Origin of the sequence: Vagococcus allomyrinae (genome assembly GCF_017829975.1) — a bacterium.
In the GTDB taxonomy this organism is placed as follows: Bacteria; Bacillota; Bacilli; order Lactobacillales; family Vagococcaceae; genus Vagococcus_D; species Vagococcus_D allomyrinae.
The window spans coordinates 187,083-207,202 of the sequence record NZ_JAEEGA010000005.1 but is presented as its reverse complement, the minus strand read 5'-3'; the positions used below and the strand labels follow the sequence as shown (position 1 = coordinate 207,202).

General features: G+C 39.1%; 27 protein-coding genes. 25 read left to right on the top strand and 2 right to left on the bottom strand.

The window, feature by feature from the left end; genetic code table 11:
* The 17 genes from I6N95_RS09555 to I6N95_RS09480 all read left to right on the top strand — a co-directional run bounded on the left by I6N95_RS09555 (position 1) and on the right by I6N95_RS09480 (position 11,593).
* A complete protein-coding gene (locus I6N95_RS09555) occupies positions 1–822 on the top strand; it encodes a BppU family phage baseplate upper protein (protein ID WP_209527020.1) in 822 nt (273 codons plus the stop codon).
* Positions 822–1,133 (top strand): hypothetical protein, encoded by a 312-nt coding sequence (locus I6N95_RS09550; protein WP_209527018.1) that lies wholly within the window; start codon positions 822–824, stop codon positions 1,131–1,133. Before I6N95_RS09555 ends, I6N95_RS09550 begins: the two co-directional genes overlap by 1 nt.
* Before the next feature lie 2 nt (positions 1,134–1,135).
* Positions 1,136–1,384: a hypothetical protein gene (locus tag I6N95_RS27415; protein WP_209527016.1), complete on the top strand. Its 249-nt coding sequence runs from the start codon at positions 1,136–1,138 to the stop codon at positions 1,382–1,384.
* A 1-nt stretch (position 1,385) separates the two neighbouring features.
* On the top strand, positions 1,386–1,811 hold the full coding sequence (locus tag I6N95_RS09540; protein ID WP_209527014.1) for a hypothetical protein: 426 nt from the start codon (positions 1,386–1,388) through the stop codon (positions 1,809–1,811).
* 118 nt (positions 1,812–1,929) lie between these two features.
* Positions 1,930–2,208 carry a hypothetical protein gene (locus tag I6N95_RS09535; protein ID WP_209527012.1) on the top strand — a complete coding sequence of 93 codons (279 nt, stop codon included), beginning with the start codon at positions 1,930–1,932 and terminating at the stop codon, positions 2,206–2,208.
* A gap of 16 nt (positions 2,209–2,224) precedes the next feature.
* Entirely contained in the window at positions 2,225–2,521 is a 297-nt protein-coding gene (locus I6N95_RS09530; RefSeq protein WP_209527009.1) for a hypothetical protein, read from the top strand.
* Entirely contained in the window at positions 2,514–3,482 is a 969-nt protein-coding gene (locus I6N95_RS09525) for an N-acetylmuramoyl-L-alanine amidase (RefSeq protein WP_209527008.1), read from the top strand. Before I6N95_RS09530 ends, I6N95_RS09525 begins: the two co-directional genes overlap by 8 nt.
* Before the next feature lie 379 nt (positions 3,483–3,861).
* Positions 3,862–4,701 carry an energy-coupling factor ABC transporter ATP-binding protein gene (locus I6N95_RS09520; protein WP_209527006.1) on the top strand — a complete coding sequence of 280 codons (840 nt, stop codon included), beginning with the start codon at positions 3,862–3,864 and terminating at the stop codon, positions 4,699–4,701.
* Positions 4,677–5,549 carry an energy-coupling factor ABC transporter ATP-binding protein gene (locus I6N95_RS09515; protein ID WP_209527004.1) on the top strand — a complete coding sequence of 291 codons (873 nt, stop codon included), beginning with the start codon at positions 4,677–4,679 and terminating at the stop codon, positions 5,547–5,549. Before I6N95_RS09520 ends, I6N95_RS09515 begins: the two co-directional genes overlap by 25 nt.
* A complete protein-coding gene (locus I6N95_RS09510) occupies positions 5,546–6,343 on the top strand; it encodes an energy-coupling factor transporter transmembrane component T family protein (protein ID WP_209527001.1) in 798 nt (265 codons plus the stop codon). The genes I6N95_RS09515 and I6N95_RS09510 overlap by 4 nt, the downstream gene beginning before the upstream one ends.
* A gap of 59 nt (positions 6,344–6,402) precedes the next feature.
* Complete coding sequence (truA, locus tag I6N95_RS09505) at positions 6,403–7,149, top strand: tRNA pseudouridine(38-40) synthase TruA (RefSeq protein WP_209526999.1); 747 nt, start codon at positions 6,403–6,405, stop codon at positions 7,147–7,149.
* 180 nt (positions 7,150–7,329) lie between these two features.
* Positions 7,330–7,758, top strand: coding sequence for a 50S ribosomal protein L13 (gene rplM, locus I6N95_RS09500; RefSeq protein ID WP_245249373.1), 429 nt, complete (start codon positions 7,330–7,332; stop codon positions 7,756–7,758).
* 13 nt (positions 7,759–7,771) lie between these two features.
* On the top strand, positions 7,772–8,164 hold the full coding sequence (gene rpsI / locus I6N95_RS09495) for a 30S ribosomal protein S9 (RefSeq protein ID WP_209526996.1): 393 nt from the start codon (positions 7,772–7,774) through the stop codon (positions 8,162–8,164).
* 436 nt (positions 8,165–8,600) lie between these two features.
* Entirely contained in the window at positions 8,601–9,068 is a 468-nt protein-coding gene (locus tag I6N95_RS09490; protein ID WP_209526994.1) for a hypothetical protein, read from the top strand.
* Positions 9,069–9,589: 521 nt separating this feature from the next.
* Positions 9,590–9,811 (top strand): hypothetical protein, encoded by a 222-nt coding sequence (locus I6N95_RS09485; protein ID WP_209526992.1) that lies wholly within the window; start codon positions 9,590–9,592, stop codon positions 9,809–9,811.
* Positions 9,812–10,189: 378 nt separating this feature from the next.
* The gene (locus tag I6N95_RS27410; RefSeq protein WP_283808948.1) at positions 10,190–10,318 is read left to right on the top strand and encodes a hypothetical protein; all 129 of its coding nucleotides are present in this window, start codon (positions 10,190–10,192) and stop codon (positions 10,316–10,318) included.
* A gap of 318 nt (positions 10,319–10,636) precedes the next feature.
* A complete protein-coding gene (locus I6N95_RS09480) occupies positions 10,637–11,593 on the top strand; it encodes a tRNA dihydrouridine synthase (RefSeq protein WP_209526990.1) in 957 nt (318 codons plus the stop codon).
* Positions 11,594–11,696: 103 nt separating this feature from the next.
* On the opposite strand, the gene I6N95_RS09475 is transcribed toward I6N95_RS09480, so the two are convergent.
* Entirely contained in the window at positions 11,697–11,855 is a 159-nt protein-coding gene (locus tag I6N95_RS09475) for a hypothetical protein (protein ID WP_209526988.1), read from the bottom strand.
* A gap of 358 nt (positions 11,856–12,213) precedes the next feature.
* The gene (locus tag I6N95_RS09470) at positions 12,214–12,960 is read right to left on the bottom strand and encodes a MurR/RpiR family transcriptional regulator (RefSeq protein ID WP_209526986.1); all 747 of its coding nucleotides are present in this window, start codon (positions 12,958–12,960) and stop codon (positions 12,214–12,216) included.
* A gap of 233 nt (positions 12,961–13,193) precedes the next feature.
* On the opposite strand from I6N95_RS09470, the gene I6N95_RS09465 reads away from it, so the two are divergent.
* The 8 genes from I6N95_RS09465 to I6N95_RS09430 all read left to right on the top strand — a co-directional run bounded on the left by I6N95_RS09465 (position 13,194) and on the right by I6N95_RS09430 (position 20,008).
* Positions 13,194–14,042, top strand: a complete 849-nt coding sequence (locus tag I6N95_RS09465; protein WP_209526985.1) for a class II fructose-bisphosphate aldolase — start codon at positions 13,194–13,196, stop codon at positions 14,040–14,042.
* A 10-nt stretch (positions 14,043–14,052) separates the two neighbouring features.
* On the top strand, positions 14,053–15,057 hold the full coding sequence (locus I6N95_RS27700; RefSeq protein WP_209526982.1) for a zinc-dependent alcohol dehydrogenase family protein: 1,005 nt from the start codon (positions 14,053–14,055) through the stop codon (positions 15,055–15,057).
* 17 nt (positions 15,058–15,074) lie between these two features.
* The gene (locus tag I6N95_RS09455) at positions 15,075–16,733 is read left to right on the top strand and encodes a PTS system mannose/fructose/sorbose family transporter subunit IID (RefSeq protein WP_209526980.1); all 1,659 of its coding nucleotides are present in this window, start codon (positions 15,075–15,077) and stop codon (positions 16,731–16,733) included.
* A 234-nt stretch (positions 16,734–16,967) separates the two neighbouring features.
* A complete protein-coding gene (locus I6N95_RS09450; protein WP_209526979.1) occupies positions 16,968–17,405 on the top strand; it encodes a PTS sugar transporter subunit IIA in 438 nt (145 codons plus the stop codon).
* Positions 17,374–17,844: a PTS sugar transporter subunit IIB gene (locus tag I6N95_RS09445; protein WP_209526977.1), complete on the top strand. Its 471-nt coding sequence runs from the start codon at positions 17,374–17,376 to the stop codon at positions 17,842–17,844. Before I6N95_RS09450 ends, I6N95_RS09445 begins: the two co-directional genes overlap by 32 nt.
* Before the next feature lie 18 nt (positions 17,845–17,862).
* On the top strand, positions 17,863–18,633 hold the full coding sequence (locus tag I6N95_RS09440) for an SDR family NAD(P)-dependent oxidoreductase (RefSeq protein WP_245249335.1): 771 nt from the start codon (positions 17,863–17,865) through the stop codon (positions 18,631–18,633).
* Between the two features lie 24 nt (positions 18,634–18,657).
* Positions 18,658–19,383, top strand: a complete 726-nt coding sequence (locus I6N95_RS09435) for a GntR family transcriptional regulator (RefSeq protein ID WP_209526975.1) — start codon at positions 18,658–18,660, stop codon at positions 19,381–19,383.
* Between the two features lie 16 nt (positions 19,384–19,399).
* Positions 19,400–20,008, top strand: coding sequence for a P-loop nucleotide/nucleoside kinase family protein (locus I6N95_RS09430; RefSeq protein ID WP_209526973.1), 609 nt, complete (start codon positions 19,400–19,402; stop codon positions 20,006–20,008).
* Positions 20,009–20,120: the final 112 nt, after the last annotated feature.

Here is a 20,120-nt window from a genome sequence, read left to right as displayed (position 1 = left end):
ATGATTCAAGCAAAATGGCAAGGGATTTTAAGCACCACAGAACCATATAACCACCTAGGTCTAATTAAAGTTCGACAAGGAAATCACCAAACAGAGATCTTTGATTTTCAAATTAGTCAGCAACATGAGTTGTTTCCGCATTTAAATCAATATGACGTCTACTTTCAAACGGTGATTAATCAGTTGCCAGTAGAAGTAAAAGCGGAAGTGATTGATGAACAAAATAGTATGATCCGACTAGTGATGGATGAGTATTGTATGCAAAGCACTGGCAAACAGCGAGGAAATTTTTGTTTTAAAAAAGATGATCAGATTATTGGAACAACTCAAGATTTTACATACGTAGTGATGCCAAGTCCAGCAGCCCTTAAGTTTGATACGGGAGCGTACTGGCAATCGGCTCAAGATCTCGTTGATGAAATGAAACAGTGGATTGAGGAAATCAAAGACACATTAGGAGACGATGCGGCAGTTGAACTAGGCAATCAAGTCAATCAACTTAAGCAGGAACTCATCAGTGTGTCGCAGCTTTTAAACACAACTAACCAAGAAGTTGTGGCTGCGCGCAAATCGCAATTTTTCGGAGAAACTTTTACTGATTTAGGGGGGCGCTTAAACCATTTGGAAGAATCCTATTACACGTTGTCTTATGGAGAAATTATGACGTTACAAACCCTTCAAGATGATCGTTTCAGTCGGAATTATCAAGTGATTAAAGAAGGCTCCGTAATAGCAGATAATTTCTTGCCAGGTTTGGTTATCGCAGAGATTGGTAATCCAATTCAAGATACCTTTTATCTTGAGAAAGTCGGTGAATTATAGTGGGAATTGAAATCAAACGCATCATGGAAAAAGATGACAGTGGCGTAAATCGGCAAATTTATCCGGTCACCCATGTTTCGGCTGTTGAAGGCTTAGATGCCGTCGGCAATCAAGACGTGTTAGTCAAATCGGTCAATGGAAAGACGGGCCATGTTTTACTGACTGCTCAGGATTTGGGAATCACAGAGTCAGGTGTACCAATAGCTTCGGAGACCCAAGATGGGATGTTGACAGCCGAAATGTATCGAGACTTAAAAGAATTAATTGAACATATTAATAATGGAATTTCATTGGAAAAGGTGGATGAATAACGATGGTAGATATCGTAAAAGTGAAAAATGCGGGAGTTGAGGTTTACCCTCAAACCCATGCGAAAGCAGTACTAGGTCTCAGTACTATTACTGGCCCACAGGGACCCAAAGGCGACACAGGGGCAACGGGGGCAACAGGCCCTCAAGGAATTAAGGGCGACGCGGGAGCGGCTGGCGCAACAGGTCCAATCGGCCCACAAGGACCAGCTGGCAACAACACTATTACTTTTGAGAAAGTGGGGACGGTTTAATATGGCAGATATCGTACAATTAGTAGAAAATGGACAGAAAAAATATATTAAGACACATGTACAGGCGGTTGAGGGGATCGGAACAAAAGGTGAATTATTATGGTCCGGTGGATTACTGATGGAAGAAGGGCAAACTGTTACTCCGAAAAAAAAGTTAAGTGAATGTGCTAATGGTTGGTTATTGAAATATGGGCGTTATAATGCAGCTGGTATTCAAAAAAATTGGTATGGTTCGGTTTTTATTCCTAAAGAAGTTGGATTAGGCTTACGAGCTGATTGGTTACCTCATGCAGGAGCAACCTCGACGTATTCAGTTAAGTTAATTGAGGTTAGTGACAGTGTACTTAAAGGGCACAATAATAATACAAACCCTACTCCAAGTAACGCTGCGTATAACATGATGCTTTTTGAGGTTTGGTCAATTTAGTTTTAACTTAAGCGTGGTTGATTATTTTTAGAATTGAAAAAAATCATCTGCGATGTTCAACAATTAGCGTGACAGCTCAATCGCGCTAATTGTTATTTTTATACAAGGAGGTGAGCCAATGGGAATCGAAAATTTGCTGTCAAATGCCACAGAAATCAGCTTTGGGATACTCTTCGTCTCGTTGTTTGTTTGGGTGATGAAGAAGAATGACGAACGAGAAAAACGTTACAACGTTCAACTTGAAGATAAAACCAGAGTGATTGCGGAACAGCAAAGTTTTATTGCAAAGCAATCAGAAATGATGGGAAATATTTCCAATACGGTCAAAGAAACAAGTGAAACAATCAAAAAAGTATCAGAAGAAATTCACGATATTAAAGTGAAAATAGAGAGATGAGAAAGGGGAAACGGAAATGGACGTAATTCTAGAGTGGATGTCACAGTACGGAGAAAACCAAATTCTTTCAACAGCGATTATTTGCCTGATCTGTGTGTTTGTCACAAATTATACAGGAATGATTGAGAAACGCTGGTTGCCTGCGACGGCTACCATTATCGGAGCCGTTATTGGAAGTGTTTTTAGCTTGCATTATGGCGATTATTTTTATTCAATTGGTTTGGGAATCATCGGTGGGTTTGCCTCAAGTGGTGCCTATGACTTTGTGAAAGATACCTTTGTGCCAAGTCAAAAGAGACAGCCAAATGACTAAAATTTTATTAGTTCCAGGCCATGGACAAGGGGATCCGGGAGCTAGTGGTGGTGGTTATAATGAGGCAGCCACCATGCGCCAACTGGTAAGTAAAATTAAACAGCTAATTCCTGATAAAGTGGACAGCTACAATCAGACAAAAGACTGTTACCAGCAAAACGGATTAGCTTCTACCAAGTATCAAAATGTGATCGAGTTTCATATGGATGGTGCCGCTAATCTCAACGCTTGCGGTGGACACGTTATTATTGCTAAAGGTTTTTCAGCAGATAGTTTGGACGTTCGGTTGAAGGAAGTTATCGGGAGTACTATTGGAATTTGGACTGGCACTCCAAGTGGGTTTTCAATGCGTAATGATTTACAAAATTTAAATGTAGCTGCGCAACGTGGTATTGCCTATCGTTTATTGGAATTAGGGTTTATTACAAATGAAGCGGATCGAAATAAGACGATTGGCAATATGGAGTCGTTGGCAAAGGCTTTGGCCGAAGCCATTTCTGGAGGCGCAGTCAGTCAAACAAAGCCAATCGTAACAGATAAAAAGGTGACGGTTGCGGCTCATGCTAGCCATTGGAGCTCTTCCAGTAAAGGAGTGAAAATTGCCGAATGGGTAAAAGGTAAGACCTTTACTTATCGCCAAGAGCGACCGACCAAGCAATCTTTTTCGAATTGCGAGTATTTGCTGTATAATCAAGAGAAGCCGATTGGGTGGGTGTTATCGCAAGACTGTGTCGGTGGTTTTGGTTCAGAATTAGTTGCCAAAGAAAATGTGCCAAATCCAAGTTCTTCTCTAAAAATAGGGGCGAAAGTAACGTTGATTAAAGCGGTGGATTATCAAGGAGTCCCTTTAGCCACACAAGGTATTTATGAAGTCATGGAAATTAAAGGTAACAGAGTGGTGATCGGTAAAAATGGACAAGTAACGGCAGCCGTCAATACGATCAATCTTAAGCAGGCCTAACTCGTTAAAAAACCTAGTTGTCTTCCTTTGAGGCCTAGGTTTTTTAAGGTGTCTTGACATAAAGTGTTTTATTCATTAAATTAATGGGAAAAAGGGCACAAGATGATGGAATTTCCTTAAGAATATGCTATTATAGACAAGTGGCTTAGTCGTGTTGAGCCATATGTGGGTTAAAGTAAAAGAACATTATGGTTTATTAAAATAAAAAGAGCCGTTAAGTATTCACTTATAAGGTAATTTAGTGCAGTTATAAGATCATATCATTGAAACTTTGCTATTTTTTTGTTAGTGTTATACTTGATTAAAGCTGACTTTTCTAAGTTGGCTTTCTTTTGTAGAAAAGAAATTGTGTGAGTCATAGAAATTGTGAGGGACATTCATGAAACCAATTATAGAGATCGATCATATTAGTTTTAAATATCAGGAAGACCAAGCTGTTTCGGCTCTAAATGATATTTCTTTTTCAATTAATCAAGGCGAATGGGTGGCGATTATCGGACATAATGGATCTGGTAAGTCAACATTAGCAAAAACGATTAATGGGTTAATCTTGCCGAGTGAAGGTAAGGTGACTGTCGGTGGTTTAGAGCTAAACGAAGCCAATGTTTGGGATATTCGTAAAAAAATTGGCATGGTTTTTCAAAATCCTGATAATCAATTTGTTGGTTCAACCGTTGAGGATGATGTGGCTTTTGGTTTAGAGAATCAAGGGGTGCCTCGTGAAGAGATGGTCAAACGGGTTAACAACGCTTTGGAGAAAGTTCGCATGAGTGAATTTAAAACCAAAGAACCTGCTCGCTTATCTGGCGGACAAAAACAACGAGTAGCAATAGCAGGAGTTGTAGCACTCAGTCCAGACGTCATTATTTTAGATGAGGCGACGAGCATGCTTGATCCTAAAGGACGATTAGAAGTTATTTCCACCATTCAACAGTTAAAAGAAGAAAAAAATCTAACCGTTATTTCGATTACCCATGACATTGATGAAGCGGCTAACGCTAATCGGGTCTTAGTGATGAAAGCTGGCGAATTAGTTCAAGAAGGTACACCAGAAGAAATCTTTTCAGCTGGTGAAAAACTGGTTGCCATGGGCTTGGATTTACCATTTCCAGAAAAATTAAAGATAGAATTAACCGATCTAGGCATTGACGTGCCAGCAACATACATGTCTGAAGAAGGGATGGTGAACTGGTTATGGACATCCGTTTTAAACAAGTAGGGTTTACCTACCAGCCAGGGACACCGTTTCAACACCGGGCCCTGTCAGATATTAATCTGGAAATTAAAGAAGGGTCCTATACTGCAATTGTTGGACATACCGGTAGTGGAAAATCGACCCTGCTGCAACATTTAAATGCCCTGGTCAAGCCAACTGAAGGGCAAGTGGAAATTGGTGATCGGGTGATTACACCAGAGACCAACAACAAAAATTTGAAAAGTATTCGCAAAGAAGTAGGCATTGTGTTTCAATTTCCTGAAGCTCAACTCTTTGAAGAAACTGTGGCAAAAGACATCGCCTTTGGTCCGAAGAATTTTGGTGTGACCGATGAACGAGCTCAGGAAATCGTCAAAGAAACACTTGAGATGGTGGGACTTGATGAGAGTTACATGGAGCGCTCTCCTTTTGAGCTCTCTGGTGGTCAGATGCGCAGAGTGGCGATTGCAGGAGTATTAGCCATGGAACCAAGCGTTCTCGTCTTAGATGAGCCAACAGCCGGCTTAGATCCTCAAGGGCGGCTGGAGATGTTGGAGATGTTTGATCGACTCCATAAAGAACGTGGGTTAACAGTGGTCCTTGTCACTCATATGATGGATGATGTGGCTAATTATGCCGATTATGTGATTGTATTGGAAGACGGAACCGTCGTAAAACAAGGGGAACCTCGGGATGTTTTTGCTGACATTCAATGGCTAAAAGATAAACATCTAGGAGTGCCGACAGCGACAGCTTTTTCACAGCGTTTAGCAGACAAAGGGGTTGTTTTTGATCGTTTACCCTTAACAACCAAAGAATTGGCTTTGGCTCTTAAGCAAATCAATGCAGGTCAGGCAGGTGAGAGCCAATGATGGATAAATTAATTTTTGGACGCTATATCCCTGGTGATTCATTGATTCATAACATGGACCCACGGGCGAAACTAATGACGAGTTTTTACTTTATCGGAATTATTTTCTTATGCAATAATTGGCAGTCCTATTTGTTGATGTTTACCTTTACAGTAGCGGTGATAGTGTTATCGAAAGTGAGCATTAAGTTTTTCATTCGTGGCGTAAAGCCCTTGATTTGGTTAATTTTATTTACGGTCATCTTACAAGTGTTGTTTACCACTGGCGGTAGGGAGTATTTCCGATTTGGAATCATTGCCATCACTGAGTTGGGCTTGATGAATGGGGCGTTCATCTTTTGTCGCTTCGTCTTAATTATTTTTATGTCCACGTTATTAACTTTAACGACACCGCCATTGGCTTTGTCAGATGCGATTGAATATTTATTACGACCGCTTAAAGTTGTGAGGTTTCCAGCTCATGAAGTGTCTTTGATGCTGTCGATTGCCTTGCGTTTTGTTCCAACCTTAATGGATGAAACTGAAAAAATCATGAACGCTCAACGAGCACGTGGCGTCGATTTTGGTGAAGGTAACTTGGCTCAGCGGATGAAAGCGATCGTGCCGTTACTAATCCCTCTATTTGTCAGTAGTTTTAATCGAGCGGAAGATCTAGCCATTGCTATGGAAGCTCGAGGATATCAGGGTGGTGAAGGCCGCACGAAATATCGCGTGCTTCATTGGCAAGGGCGGGACACGCTGGCCGTGTTAATTTATGCCTTATTGACGGTTGCACTGGTTTACTTAAGATATTAAACTGTAGAGCAGTCCTCTTTGAGAGAACTGCTCTTTTTAATTAAAGGAGGGGACATGATATGCCGAGATATAAAGCCGTTGTGGCCTATGACGGCACTAACTATTGTGGGTTTCAAAGCCAAGAAAATGGCAATACTGTTCAAGCAGAAATTGAAAAGACCTTAAAAAAGCTAAACAATGGGCAACAGGTTACCATTCATGGGTCTGGGCGAACGGATTCAGGCGTTCATGCTTGGGGACAAGTCATTCATTTTGACTATCCAGAACGTGATGCAGAAAAGTTGCGCCATGCGTTAGATACCCAAAGTGCCGCAGATATTGCCGTTCGTTCTGTGGAAAAGGTTGCTGAAACATTTCATGCGCGCTACGAGGCAGTGGAAAAAACCTACCACTATCATTTGGATATTGGGAAACCACGAACACCGTTTAAACGGTTTTATGCTGCTCATTACCGCCATCCTTTGGATTTGGTGAAAATGCAAGAAGCTGTTCAATATGTACTTGGTACCCATGATTTTTCGGCCTTTTGTTCGACAGGCACCTCCGTGGAAAACAAGGTAAGGACAATTTATGAAGCCTCCGTAACAGAAATTGGAGATAATGAGTTGATATTTATCTTTCGCGGTGATGGCTTTTTGTATAAAATGGTCAGAATTTTGGTGGGAACGCTAATCAAGATCGGCAATGGTCAGTTGGAACCACATGACATGCCGAAAATTATCGCCAGCCTAGATCGCAATCAAGCTGGACCAACTGCTCATCCAGAAGGGTTGTACTTAATGGAAGTTAAGTATCCATCAGAATGAGGATATTAATAAGTAGTTATATAAAAAAAATCGTGATAAGTCGCATAAATGCATTGACATTATGCTGTTTTGGGCGTATTATGGTAAATGGTATTGTTTGCCCCACGATGAGCCCCGGAAACTTATTGTGTCAAACATCAGACTTATAAATTGGAGGAAACAAACGTGCGTACAACATATATGGCCAAAGCTGGCGAAGTAGAACGTAAATGGTACGTAGTAGATGCAACTGATATCCCAATGGGACGTCTTTCAGCAGTTGTTGCGTCAATCCTACGTGGTAAAAATAAACCAACATTCACACCTCATGTGGATACTGGTGATTTCGTAATCGTGATCAATGCAGAAAAAATCAAATTAACAGGTAACAAAGCAAGTGACAAAATCTATTACCGTCATAGCCAATACCCAGGTGGATTAAAATCTGTCTCAGCTGGTGAATTGCGTGAGAAAAATTCTCGTCGTTTGATTGAGACATCTGTAAAAGGCATGCTACCTAAGAAAACTTTAGGTCGTCAACAATTGTCTAAATTACACGTGTATGCTGGATCTGAACATCCACATCAAGCACAACAACCAGAAGTATTAGATATCACTAACCTAATTTAAGGAGGGAAATTCATTGGCTAAAGTACAATATATCGGCACAGGCCGTCGTAAAAATGCTGTAGCGCGCGTACGTTTAGTACCCGGTACAGGTAAAATCATTATGAACAAAAAAGACATTACTGAATACATTCCACATGCTGATTTACGTGAAGTGGTTAACCAACCTTTCGCTGCAACAGCAACAGAAGGTGCATATGACGTTTTCGTAAACGTAAATGGTGGAGGTTATTCTGGTCAAGCTGGCGCAACTCGTCATGGGATTGCTCGTGCTTTATTAGAAGTTGATCCAGACTTCCGTAGCGCTCTTAAATCTAAAGGATTACTTACTCGTGACTCACGTATGGTCGAACGTAAGAAACCAGGTCTTAAGAAAGCTCGTAAAGCTTCACAATTCTCAAAACGTTAATATGTTATATATCAACGGTTCAAGGCACTTTCCAGTTTTGGAGGGTGTCTTTTTTTTTCTAGTTCTAAATCTTTAGTGACATATCAACTTAAACATCTGTCTCTGTTTTCAATGGTGTCTACATCGGTATGGTTGACTAGAATAAAGTCATGACCCTAGTTTGACATTAACTCTTTATCAATTTGAGTTAAATATGTTGCCTTATAAAAAAGTTTTTGATGAGTGGTAAAAATGTAAGAAGGTTGTTCGTTTTTGGGTGTTTAAACGTAAGGTTCGGAAACGAAAAATAAACTTTTGGCTATCTTGCAGATGAGATAGGTAGTTGTTTTAACGGTGTCTCAAAAAAAGAAAGCCAGGGTTTATAACGGTTTTACAAACTAGTGTAAGGACTCAAATTCGAAGGATATGTTCTTCACGTATTGGAAAGGAAAATAACATGAAAAAATTAGCGTATTTATTCTTTTTTATTTTAGGAATCTCTTTTACGATAGTTCTAATTTTTTTCTATAATGTTAACAATGAAACAAGTCTTCAATTAGAATTTATAGAAAAGGCAGCTAATAGGTATAAAAGAGGAGATAATCATTTTAATGGTGATGATTACTATCAAGAATATTATGATATGAGCCTGACGAATTTAGATTTCAATATATTAGCTTATATTTTAGATATAAAAACAAACGATGAGGTTTATGTATATATTGATCATAACAGTAAGAACACAAAGAAAATTTGGTATGTAAAATCTGTTAATGTTCATGGAAGTAGAGCAGATGGGGAGAACAACACTTATTATGAAAAATTTGATATTAAAACTTTTAAGTTTGATGATGTTTCTCGAAACGAATTTGAAAAACATGAAAATCCCGACCTTCAAATGTATAGTAGTTATGGTATGGACTAAGGAAACAAGGTGAAAAATGAATGAACAAGAGAAATAGTTAGAGATAATTGATAATAAATAATTCGTTAGCAAAAGTAAAAAGAGAGATACACCAAAACATGATTGTTAAATGATGCGAAAATTTCAAAAAGTAGACACATGATTAAGAAGAGAGTTAAAGCATTTTTCAAAACTTTGGAAGGCGTCCTTTCACTGTAAGATATTCAGCAAGTATCCGCTTATTCTCCCTTACTTCTTCTCCAAAAAACTGTAAAATAAACGAGAAATAATTTAGAGAGGAGGCCAAAAGATGGCAAAAAGTATGTCTGTATTTTGCCAAAGAGCAATAGTATTAAGGATCCACATTAAAGTGTGAAGTATATGGAGAACGTTGTTGATGAGTATGAGGTTCGTAAATTGAAGCCATTTATTTTTAGCTATTGATTTTAGAATGTAGGTAATTATGAGAGTATAATTAAAAAAATGTACAGAATTGGAAAAACTTCTGTTTCAAAAAAGGATTGTTAAAAAGGAGAATTTGTATGGGTAATTCATCTGTTTCATCATTTATTTTCTTTGTTTGGTATGCAGCAACATTGATACAAATGGCTTTAGCTTATGGCACAGCTTATCGAAAGACTAAAGCTAACGGAGACAATGGTGTATCGCTTGCCGGCTGGTTATTAGTTTATGTTTTAGCAGCATATATCCCTTATTTGGGCATTCACTTATGGAAAAATAGTAAAAAAGATAACGTTGGGTAACGTCAGCTCTTAATTGACTGATATTCTCCCGTTTGAAAAAATCACTAAAAGCTGGCATAGGTAAGGTATAGGAGCATATTCAAATTATTATTGATAAAAATGTCATCAACAAGATAGTTGGTGACATTTTTTGAGATTTTTGTCTCGACATGGGAATTAACACTAGGCGTATCCATACCTGGATCCAAGTGGATTTGACAGAACAGAGAGACGCGTGGTACACTAAGTTCCGTTATCAAAACGTTAAGAAACTTTATACAAAGATTTTCAGACGTTTCGCACGATGGTGTGGAGTGTCTTTTTTATTGAAAAAAATAGGTTATAGCAACCTTTCAATAATGGAATAAGTTATGCTAACGAGCAAAGGTGGTATGGACAATGAATACAAAAGAAAAAATGTTGGAAATAATCAAGAATAAACAGTCTGGTGGGCGAGTGAAAAAAATGGACGCTCCTAAAAACGACCGCAAGAACATGCGTAAAGGACCGAAAATTTACAATAAATAGCATTGATTTGTGTGAGCTAATCATTTGGGTTAGTTTGTCATGAAGATAACACTGTTTATGAAGTGATGAACCTGTCAGTTAAAGGTGCTTTCCAAGAAAATGGAGAGTGTCTTTTTTGGTGATGTATGCGCATTTTCTGTTTGTAAGTGACACGTGCCTCGTAACTTGATATAAGCTGGCAACAGAAACTAGTTGGCGTAGTTTTATGACTAAATTGAAGGGAGGATTAAACATTCCCTTTGATTCTTTTTTGTATTCCTAGTATAATAATGATGTTTTTGGGTGAGAGACAGTACCCAATGGAATGGAGACTAGCAAATGACAACTAATTTTTGGGCAGAGTTACCGAAGCCTTTTTTTGTATTAGCACCAATGGAAGATGTGACAGATGTGGTATTCCGCCATGTTGTAAAAGAAGCTGGGGCGCCAGATGTCTTTTTTACGGAATTTACAAATTCAGATAGTTATTGCCATCCAGACGGAAAAGAGAGTGTCCGTGGACGTTTGCTTTTTACCGACGACGAACAGCCGATGGTCGCTCATATTTGGGGAGATAAACCTGAGTTCTTTCGAGAAATGAGTCTTGGTTTGGCAGAAATGGGATTTAAAGGGATTGATCTTAATATGGGATGCCCAGTCCCTAATGTTGCGGGGCGTGGTAAAGGCAGTGGCCTTATTTTGCGACCTGAAGTGGCGGCTGAATTGATTGAAGCTGCTAAGGCAGGCGGTTTGCCAGTCAGTGTTAAAACACGGATTGGTTATGCTCAATTAACAGAGCTGGAAGCGTGGATCAGTCATCTACTGAAACAAGATATTGCCAATTTGTCCGTTCATTTGCGAACGCGAAATGAAATGAGCAAAGTTGACGCACATTGGGAAATGATTCCTCAAATCATGGCACTCCGTGATCGTCTTGCACCTAATACGCTCATTACGATCAATGGTGATATTGCCGATCGCCAAACTGGCTTGCAGCTTGCAGAGCAGTATGGCGTTGATGGCATTATGATTGGGCGTGGTATTTTTAGAAATCCCTATGCCTTTGAGAAAGAACCCAGAGAGCATTCTGCGGAAGAACTATTGGGACTGCTGCAATTGCAACTGGATTTACAAGATCAGTATGCAGAGATGGCACCGCGCGCGATCGTTGGTTTACATCGATTCTTTAAAATTTATGTCAAAGGATTTCCAGGTGCCAGTGATTTGCGAGCGAAATTGATGATGACGAAATCAACAGCTGAGGTCCGTCAGCTACTAGCTGAATTTATGTCTTGAGAAAAATAGAAATACCCCGCAAATTAGTTTAAGTTAAACTGGCTTGTGGGGTATCTTTGTTGTATCTCTGCGTTGAAAATAGGAGATGGAAGTAAAAATTATCTTATTTTTGTCGTTCTTTTTTTAGTTTGTTGATTAATTCGGTTTCATCCACTTTTGCTTCAATAATAGCTCTTTTGACTGCTGAGCGAATAACAAAAAATAAAATGACCGATAAAAAGACCATATTGCCAGTTTCAAATATAAAATCTAAGATACTCATTCTTTAATTCCTCCATCTTTTGTTTGGTATGCGTTGCTTCCTTTTTTACTTTATAATAAATTCATCTGAAAAAAAGCTAATCACTCCCAAATAGTCTTGGTGAACTTGACAGTCTTCAAGGCTGTGATCGAAAAAATCGAGAGTTGTTGCTAAGTTTTGGCAAGCGCTGTGATATTGCAAGGAATAAGTTGAACATGGTGTTGAGGTGAGGTCGTGACAGTTAACTGAGTTTTTGATAATTAAAGAAATCAAGAAACAAGCCCTTTATTCCTAAAATGAGGAATAGAGGGCTTTTTAGGATGAAATTCGCCTTTTCTAGTTGATGATACCAATTCAATATGCCATGAAGAGCCAATTCTTAGAGGCCAATATATTCAATGATAGTTCTGGTAATAACAAGTAAAGGAATCCGTGAATAAACATGTAAACCGTGAGCTTCCATAATTTTCTCAGTGTGGCCAATAACGGTTATATCGGAATATTTTTCTAATTCTGTGTTCGTTTTGCAACAGATGGTCACCACTTTAGCATTGCAGTCCCGTGCTTTTTTGGCAGCTTGTGAAAGTTCAGGCGTGGAGTTTCTCAGAGAAATGATAATCAAGGTATCTTCTTCTGAAATCATGTGTTGAAATTTATTCATCCACATAACGTCCTTAACAATGGTGGCATTATATCCCAGTAGTTGGAGATACATTTGAAGTTCTTCAGCAATAAGAGCAGTAAACCCTCGTGCGCAGATAAATATTCGCTTTGATGTTTTGATGTACTCCACAATTTGGAAAATGTCGATAGAATTGATTGAGTCAATGGTTTGTGTACATTCTCTAAATGACTTGGCTAAGATATTATTAACCACATAAGGAGAATCATAACTTTCTTTTTTTTGTGTTTGCTGGGTAATATTATAGCGAAGCTCGCTGATGCCTTCAAATCCGCATTTTTGGATGGTTCTAGAGATAGTAGATGATGAGGTAAAAGTCTTTTTGGCTAAGCTAGTGATAGATAGTTCAGGTATTTTAGCTTCGTTTCTATTTAGGTAATCGACGACTCTTTTTTCAGATTCTGAAAGGGATTCATATTGTGTTTTACTCAAACTAATAATCATAATAACCTCCTTGTATTATGTCTATAATATCATGAATAGGTTTTCAAGGATGAAGAAAACCGGGAAAATGTCGGGAAGGTTTTCACTTTAGAAGGATAGATTTTGCGATTTTAGTGAGCTATCATGTGGTTAAGGCAAATATACGTATATTACGATAACCAATGTTGTGGGAGCGCTACCCGACATCGTCAATCGCCGAAAATTTTATCGAATGTTTTTAGGAGGAAGAATTTATGTATGTAACACTAAAAGAAGTTCTAACAGAAGCAACTGCACTTAACATGGCGATTGGAGCATTTAACACGCACAACTTAGAAATGTTACCAGCTATTATCAGAGCAGCTGAGAAGCAAAAGACTCCTGTTATCATTCAAACAAGTTGCGGAACTGCTAATTATGTAGGACATAAAAATCTGGTTGCAGTATGCAAGTCAATGTCGGAAGAATTGGGCGTTGATCTTGTTTTACACTTGGACCATGCTAAAGATTTTGCAGAGATTAGAAAAGCTATTAGAGCTGGCTATAGTTCGGTCATGTATGATGGTTCATCGCTACCCTTTAAGGAAAACATTCTTGGCACAAAACAAGTGGTTAATTTTGCTAGGGAATACGGTGTCAGTGTTGAAGCGGAACTAGGAACGGTTGGTGGTACTGAAGATGGCATCGTAGTCAGCCAAGAGCAAGTATTTTATACAAATCCTGAAGACGCAGTAATCTTTGTCGAGGAAACCAACATTGATGCGCTAGCAGTCGCAATTGGTACGAACCATGGTCAATATATGTCAAAAACGGCCGTTAATTTCGAACAACTAAGAAAAATTAATGAGGTAGTCGCGATTCCGCTAGTTATTCATGGTGGAACGGGGGTTAAAGAGGAGGATGTTAGGCGAGTTATCGATTTAGGCATTAGAAAATTTAACGTGGGAACGGAGTTATTGGTTAGTTGGAATAGAAAATCGAAAGAATGTTATGACACTCACAAAGAGAATACATCAAATCGGGATAATGTAGAGCCTAGTTTAGCAACAATTGAGCAAGTGGTTCAGCGAAAAATGGAGCTATTCAAAAATTTAAGCAATTGAGGTGAAGAAGGTGAAGGCAGGATTTTATATCGGTAATCAAACATACGAAGTGAGAGAAATACCTGACAAAGAACCACAAGGCGATGAGGTCAAAATTAAAGTAGCATGGTGTGGTCTATGTGGAACAGATGTGCATAAGTTTCAAGGGAAAAACGGAGCCAGTCTAGTAGTGCCACCAATTATTTTGGGTCATGAATGTTCTGGAATTGTAGTAGCAGTCGGACCAGACTGTGTTAATTTTAAACCGGGTGATCGAGTTGCCTGTGATCCCAGTTATGGTTGTGGAAAGTGTACCTGGTGTCAGCAAGGGTATCCCAATTTTTGCTTAATTAGACATGGCGTTGCTAAAGGGTTTGCGGAATTTGTTTGCCCGCCTGAACAAAATGTCTATCACGTTTCTCAGTCACTTGATTTGAAAGCTGCGGCTTTTGTTGAACCGTTATCTTGTGTTATCCATGGTTTGGACTTGATTTCGCTTAAGAGTGGGAAAACGGTCGTTATGTATGGAATGGGATCAATCGGTTCGTTGATGTTACAGCTCATTCGGCATTCAGGAGTCGCAAAGATTATTGTGGTTGAAAGAGAATCTGAAAAAAGAAAACTGGCCTTGCAATTGGGTGCCACACAAGCTGTTACTTCAGAGGAGATTGAGGACATTAGCCAAGGAATTAATGTGGATTATGTGATTGAGTGTATTGGAGGGAAAGCCACGATGGAGCAAGCGATCCAAATAGCTGGAAAAAATGGCAAGGTGTTGCTATTTGGTTTAGGTGACCCCGCGCAGCCGATTACGTTCAATCAGTTTGATGCCTATACGAAAGAGTTGTCTATCTTTACTTCTTATCTGAATCCTCATACATCAGAACGAGCTGTTAAGCTGTTGGAAAGTGGTATGATCGATACTCAAAAAATAATTAGTGCTGAGTTAAGTTTAGAAGACATCGGTGATGAACTGAAAAATTTAGTCTATTCAAGAAAAGGAAAAGTGATGGTTTATTTAAGTAAAGAATATTAGATATGGGAGGAATAAAAATGATAATATCGGCAGTACTAGTCGCGTTATTAGCAACTATGGGGCAATGGTGGTTTTTTGGACCAATTACCAAGTGTTTAGTTTATCCATTAACGACAGGAACGCTAGTAGGAGTGATATTAGGAGATCCGATGACAGGGATGCTTGCAGGTGCTAATATTCAATTGATTTATTTAGGTTATATTTCAGCAGGTGGGACAATGCCTAGTAACACAATCGTTGCGGGAATTTTTGGGACAGCTATGACCATATTATCAGGAGCTGATCCTACTATGGCGGTAACATTTGCAATTCCATTTAGCATGTTTGGTCTTCTCTTAAATCAAATATATATGACCGTTAACGCAGCGTGGATTCATCGAGCGGGCAAGTTACTTGATGAGGGAAATATTAGAGGTGTTCGCCTAATGAACTTTTTACCTTCGTTTTGTATGGCGTTTATTCTGTATGGCATCCCAGCATTTTTGCTAGTGACCTCAGGTGGTACTTGGGCTAAGATACTAGTTGAGACTGTTCCTGATAGCATAATTAACGCGTTACAAGTGGTAGGAGGCATAATGCCGGCTCTAGGAATCGCGATGCTGTTGAACTATTTAGGTAAAAATCGTTTAATTCCATGGTTTTTTGCTGGTTTTTTCGTAAGCGTCTACTCAGGCATTAGTTTAATGGCAATTTCAATTTTTTCAGCTATTATTGCCATTTTGCTCTATATTCATGATAGCAGTAAGGCTGTGGCCTTAGAAACAACTAAAAAGCGCAAGCGGTTATCAGTCAATCATAAGGTAACAATGACGGATGATGTGTCCTCTGTTAATGAGGAGGTGCTCCGAGTTAACCCAAACGACAAGAAGTTGTCGAAAGCCACATTAGTCAAAACCTGGCTATGGACCACCAGTACGGAGTCTTGTTACAATTATGAACGAATGCAAGCGTTGGGAATTGCGAACTTGATGATTACTCCCATTCGAGAGTTGTATGATACCAATGAACGACGAGTAGCAGAGCTTAAGAAGTACATGGTCTTTTATAATTCGGAAGTATTTACAATTGGCCCAATTGTAAACGGTATCGCCTGTTCGATGGAAGAAGCCAGAGCAAATGAGGAGGAGGTAAGTGCAGAAGACATCAACGCTGTACGAACTGGTTTAATGGGACCTGTAGCCGGGATAGGTGATACGGTGATGCAAGGAATTTTATTTCCAATTCTGTTTGGGATTGGTTGTTCCATGGCCCTAGAAGGAAGTTATTTAGGGCCGATCTTGTCTTTTGTTGTTTTCGAAGCTCTTATTTTTGGATGTGGCTATCTAATGTTTATGACAGGGTACAAACAAGGGAAATCTTCCCTATTACAAATACTTAAAGACGGAACTATCGATAATATTGTCAATGCTTTTAGTATTGTAGGATTAATGGTTGTTGGTGCTTTAGCTGCAACACGAGTTACCGTTAATACACCACTAACCTTTCGGATTGGGGAAGGAGCAACTAGTTTTCAAGAAGTGTTAGATTCATTGATTCCTGGTTTAATTCCATTGGGAATTACATTGTTAGTGCTAGCAATGCTTAAGAAAAAAATTAACACGGTTTGGATAATTTTGGCGATTTTTATTTTCGGTATACTAGGCTATTATTTGGGAATTCTAGGATTTTCAGGTTAACCGCATAAAGAGACCGGCCCTTAAAGAAAAAGGAGGCCCTCTATGCTTAAGGCTTGAGCATTTAGCAATAGCGGAGACTGGACCTCAAAGAAAAAGGAGGCCCTCTATGCTTGATGCTTGAGCATTTAGCAATAGCGGAGACCGGACCTCAAAGAAAAAGGAGGCCCTCTATGCTTGATGCTTGAGCATTTAGCAATAGCGGAGACCGGACCTCAAAGAAAAAGGAGGATGAGCATGGTTAAAGTGGTGATAGTGAGTCATGGCTCTTTTTGTGAAGGCCTACTAGAGACCTTGAAAATGGTAGGTGGCAGTGATTTTGGTGTTAAAGCTGTTCCCTTATTACCAGGAGAAGCACCAGAAGACTATCGAGATAAGTTAGCAAATCAATTAGATAAGACTCATGAAACGATTATCTTAGCGGACATTGCAGGTGGGACGCCATTTCAAAGCGCTCTCTATTTAGGCAAAGATTATCGCGTGACCCTTATCTCAGGAATGAATTTCCCTATGTTACTAACTCTGGCCTTGGAGAGCTCGTTGGATAATGGGAAAAATGTAGAAGACTTGTGTGCTCATGCTGTAGATGAGCAAACTTTGGGAATACAAATACAATCATTTGAAAAAGGAGAGAAAAAACAACGTGCAAAACTTAGTGTTAACAAGAATCGATGACAGATTAATCCATGGTCAAGTCATGACTGCTTGGATCAAAAATAAAGGTGCCACTCAGGTTGTCATTGTAGACGACGGAACGGCAAAGGATGATTATATGGTAGAAGTGTTGGAAATGGCAACGCCGGAAGATATTGCTATCGGGATTTTTACTAAAGAAGAAGGGGTTCAATTTTTCTCTCAAGAATTGGACGAACCGACCATTCTGTTAGTTAAAGAGCCAGAAGCGTTGTGTTATTTGTTGGATAACGGTATTAAACTTGAGGAAATTGACGTCGGAGGCATGGGAACCAAGCAGAATCGCAGTGTTTTGTATAAAAATATTTCCACAAGTTTGGCAGAGAATAATCAGTTTAGGTCGCTCTTGGAAAAGAATATCAATGTCTACATTCAAGTCATGCCTCAAGATAAAGCGGTTGGAATTGCCAAGTTTTTATAGGAGGAGTGAAAAATAAAGATGAATGAAATGACAGGTAAAGTTATTGTGGTGACGGGCGGAAGTAGCGGCATGGGGGCTGCTATGGCAGAAGCATTTGTGGAACAAGGAGCCAAGGTTGGCATTTTGGATATAGCTGAAGAGAAAGGGCTAGCTTTAGCTAAAAAGTTAGGGAAGAGCGCCGTGTATCATCAAGTAGATGTCACATCAAAAACAGCAGTTGAAATAGCTGTTAATCAGGTGGAAGACGCATTCGGTCCGTTAACCTCTTTTGTAAACTCTGCAGGTGTGTCAGAGATGGTTCCCTTTTTAGAAAGCAGTGAAGAACTGTGGGAATTGACGATGAATGTTAACTTAAAGGCGACTTTTTTATGTTGTCAGGTGGCTGTCACTCATATGCTCCAACATGGCGGAGGTGAGATTTTAAATATGTCGTCATTATCAGGAAAAAAAGCAAGCTCATGGCAGACGATATATTGTGCTAGCAAGTTTGGTGTACAGGGGCTAACACAATCAATTGCTAAAGAGTTTGCGGATCAAAATATTCGCGTTAATTCAATTTGTCCTGGTATTGTGCAGACGGAAATGTGGGAAAAGCTTAAGTATCAATATGGGCAAAAACGAGGAATTGAGCCAGACAAAGTGATGGATTATTTTAAAGCAAACGTGCCAATGCAGCGTCTAGTCGATCTGCAAGATGTTGTTCATTCGGCTATTTTTTTATTAACAGACAAATCTAGCTACTTAACTGGGCAGTCGATTAATCTTGCTGGTGGAGAGTGGATGGAGTAACTTTGAGGAAAAGGGGCGAGCGGGATGACAACGTTAGATTTTAATGGTAGAGAACAATTATACTATCAAGTGTATGATCGTTTGTTTCAAGGAATCATTAATAGAAATTTTGCTATTGGAGAGTGTATACCTTCAGAGAGTGAATTAATGAAGACTTACCAAATTAGCCGATCAACAGCTAGAAAAGCAATGGAGATGTTAGCTAATGATGGCTTTGTGAAGAAACAAAGAGGTCGTGGAACGGTGGTCATCTCAACCCATCCTAAACATTCACCGCAAAGAGTCGTTAATTACTCGCGCAAAAGTATTCATGATAATGCTGAAAAGCGAACCGTTGAATTTGGGATAAAACCAGCATCTAAAATAATCGCAGAGCGGTTAAAAGTAGAAGAAAATGTCGATTTAATTTGTCTGCGTCGTGTCAGATATGGCAATGGAGAACCCGCTTATTTAGAAATAAATTATTTTGAAAAAGATTACGTTCCCGATATGTTAACAAGGGACTTTTCAAAAGAATCATTGCGTGTTTTTTTAGATAAGACCTATAACATTCAGTGGTCATACGCCAGACAAGAAATATTTTCAATGGTTGCCAACGAAGAGATCTCTCAATTGTTGCAAGTGCCTCTAGGTTTTCCTTTATTACATATTAAGAGAGTATCCTTTGATACTGGTAATATTCCAAGAGAGTACGTAGATACGTATTATCTAGCCAATAAATATAACTTAGAAATTGAATTACGCATATAAAGGACTGAGTGACTTCGTGCAAAAGACAATTATATTATTAGCCGGCTACCCTGGTACAGGGAAGACTTTTTTAGCGGAAATGTTGTTAAAATCGTTTCCCCATATGAAGTTAGTCTCTCCTGATGAGTTTAAAGAGCAAAATTGGGATCAATTTGGTTTTAATAACTTGGAGGAAAAGGAGAGGCTAATTAGGAAGAGTTGGAAAGAGTATTATGCAGAAATAGAACGACTATGTCACGAACAAAACAGTGTGATATCCGATTATCCTTTTAGTAACAAACAACGAGAGACGCTTAAATTGCTAGCCAGTCATTATCATTACCAACTAGTGACGATTCGCTTAGTCGCAGAGTTAGATCGGCTATTTGAAAGACAAAAAAAGAGAGATTTAGCTGAAGATCGACATTTAGGTCATATTTTAACCCAGTATCATAAAGGGATGACTGTTGAGCGGGAACAAGCTGACAATCTGTTATCATATGAAAACTTCCTTCTTCGATGCACGACTAGAGGATATGAAACCTTTGCTTTAGGGAGACTATTTGAAGTGGATGTGACGGATTTTTCTAAAGTAGATTATAGCCAACTACTAGCTGAGTTGGCAACGATCATTGGGACAGACTAATATTTTGAAAAAAAGCATTCTTATATCCAAGAAGCCACGTTTCCAGCAATGTTAACGTGGTTTTTTGATATGATTGAGAAGTTTTCGTTATTTTAGGCGAATCAGTGTTCCT

What these genes read in the sequence shown, in the direction of transcription:
- I6N95_RS09455 (WP_209526980.1), top strand. Translation starts at nt 15,075, where the DNA reads ATGATAATATCGGCAGTACTAGTCGCGTTATTAGCAACTATGGGGCAA.
- I6N95_RS09490 (WP_209526994.1), top strand. Translation starts at nt 8,601, where the DNA reads ATGAAAAAATTAGCGTATTTATTCTTTTTTATTTTAGGAATCTCTTTT.
- I6N95_RS09525 (WP_209527008.1), top strand. Translation starts at nt 2,514, where the DNA reads ATGACTAAAATTTTATTAGTTCCAGGCCATGGACAAGGGGATCCGGGA.
- I6N95_RS09535 (WP_209527012.1), top strand. Translation starts at nt 1,930, where the DNA reads ATGGGAATCGAAAATTTGCTGTCAAATGCCACAGAAATCAGCTTTGGG.
- I6N95_RS09435 (WP_209526975.1), top strand. Translation starts at nt 18,658, where the DNA reads ATGACAACGTTAGATTTTAATGGTAGAGAACAATTATACTATCAAGTG.
- I6N95_RS27410 (WP_283808948.1), top strand. Translation starts at nt 10,190, where the DNA reads ATGAATACAAAAGAAAAAATGTTGGAAATAATCAAGAATAAACAGTCT.
- truA (WP_209526999.1), top strand. Translation starts at nt 6,403, where the DNA reads ATGCCGAGATATAAAGCCGTTGTGGCCTATGACGGCACTAACTATTGT.
- I6N95_RS09540 (WP_209527014.1), top strand. Translation starts at nt 1,386, where the DNA reads ATGGCAGATATCGTACAATTAGTAGAAAATGGACAGAAAAAATATATT.
- I6N95_RS09440 (WP_245249335.1), top strand. Translation starts at nt 17,863, where the DNA reads ATGAATGAAATGACAGGTAAAGTTATTGTGGTGACGGGCGGAAGTAGC.
- I6N95_RS09480 (WP_209526990.1), top strand. Translation starts at nt 10,637, where the DNA reads ATGACAACTAATTTTTGGGCAGAGTTACCGAAGCCTTTTTTTGTATTA.
- I6N95_RS09530 (WP_209527009.1), top strand. Translation starts at nt 2,225, where the DNA reads ATGGACGTAATTCTAGAGTGGATGTCACAGTACGGAGAAAACCAAATT.
- I6N95_RS09475 (WP_209526988.1), bottom strand. Translation starts at nt 11,855, where the DNA reads ATGAGTATCTTAGATTTTATATTTGAAACTGGCAATATGGTCTTTTTA.
- rplM (WP_245249373.1), top strand. Translation starts at nt 7,330, where the DNA reads ATGGCCAAAGCTGGCGAAGTAGAACGTAAATGGTACGTAGTAGATGCA.
- I6N95_RS09515 (WP_209527004.1), top strand. Translation starts at nt 4,677, where the DNA reads ATGGACATCCGTTTTAAACAAGTAGGGTTTACCTACCAGCCAGGGACA.
- I6N95_RS09485 (WP_209526992.1), top strand. Translation starts at nt 9,590, where the DNA reads ATGGGTAATTCATCTGTTTCATCATTTATTTTCTTTGTTTGGTATGCA.
- I6N95_RS09555 (WP_209527020.1), top strand. Translation starts at nt 1, where the DNA reads ATGATTCAAGCAAAATGGCAAGGGATTTTAAGCACCACAGAACCATAT.
- I6N95_RS09510 (WP_209527001.1), top strand. Translation starts at nt 5,546, where the DNA reads ATGATGGATAAATTAATTTTTGGACGCTATATCCCTGGTGATTCATTG.
- I6N95_RS09520 (WP_209527006.1), top strand. Translation starts at nt 3,862, where the DNA reads ATGAAACCAATTATAGAGATCGATCATATTAGTTTTAAATATCAGGAA.
- I6N95_RS09465 (WP_209526985.1), top strand. Translation starts at nt 13,194, where the DNA reads ATGTATGTAACACTAAAAGAAGTTCTAACAGAAGCAACTGCACTTAAC.
- I6N95_RS27415 (WP_209527016.1), top strand. Translation starts at nt 1,136, where the DNA reads ATGGTAGATATCGTAAAAGTGAAAAATGCGGGAGTTGAGGTTTACCCT.
- I6N95_RS09470 (WP_209526986.1), bottom strand. Translation starts at nt 12,960, where the DNA reads ATGATTATTAGTTTGAGTAAAACACAATATGAATCCCTTTCAGAATCT.
- I6N95_RS09450 (WP_209526979.1), top strand. Translation starts at nt 16,968, where the DNA reads ATGGTTAAAGTGGTGATAGTGAGTCATGGCTCTTTTTGTGAAGGCCTA.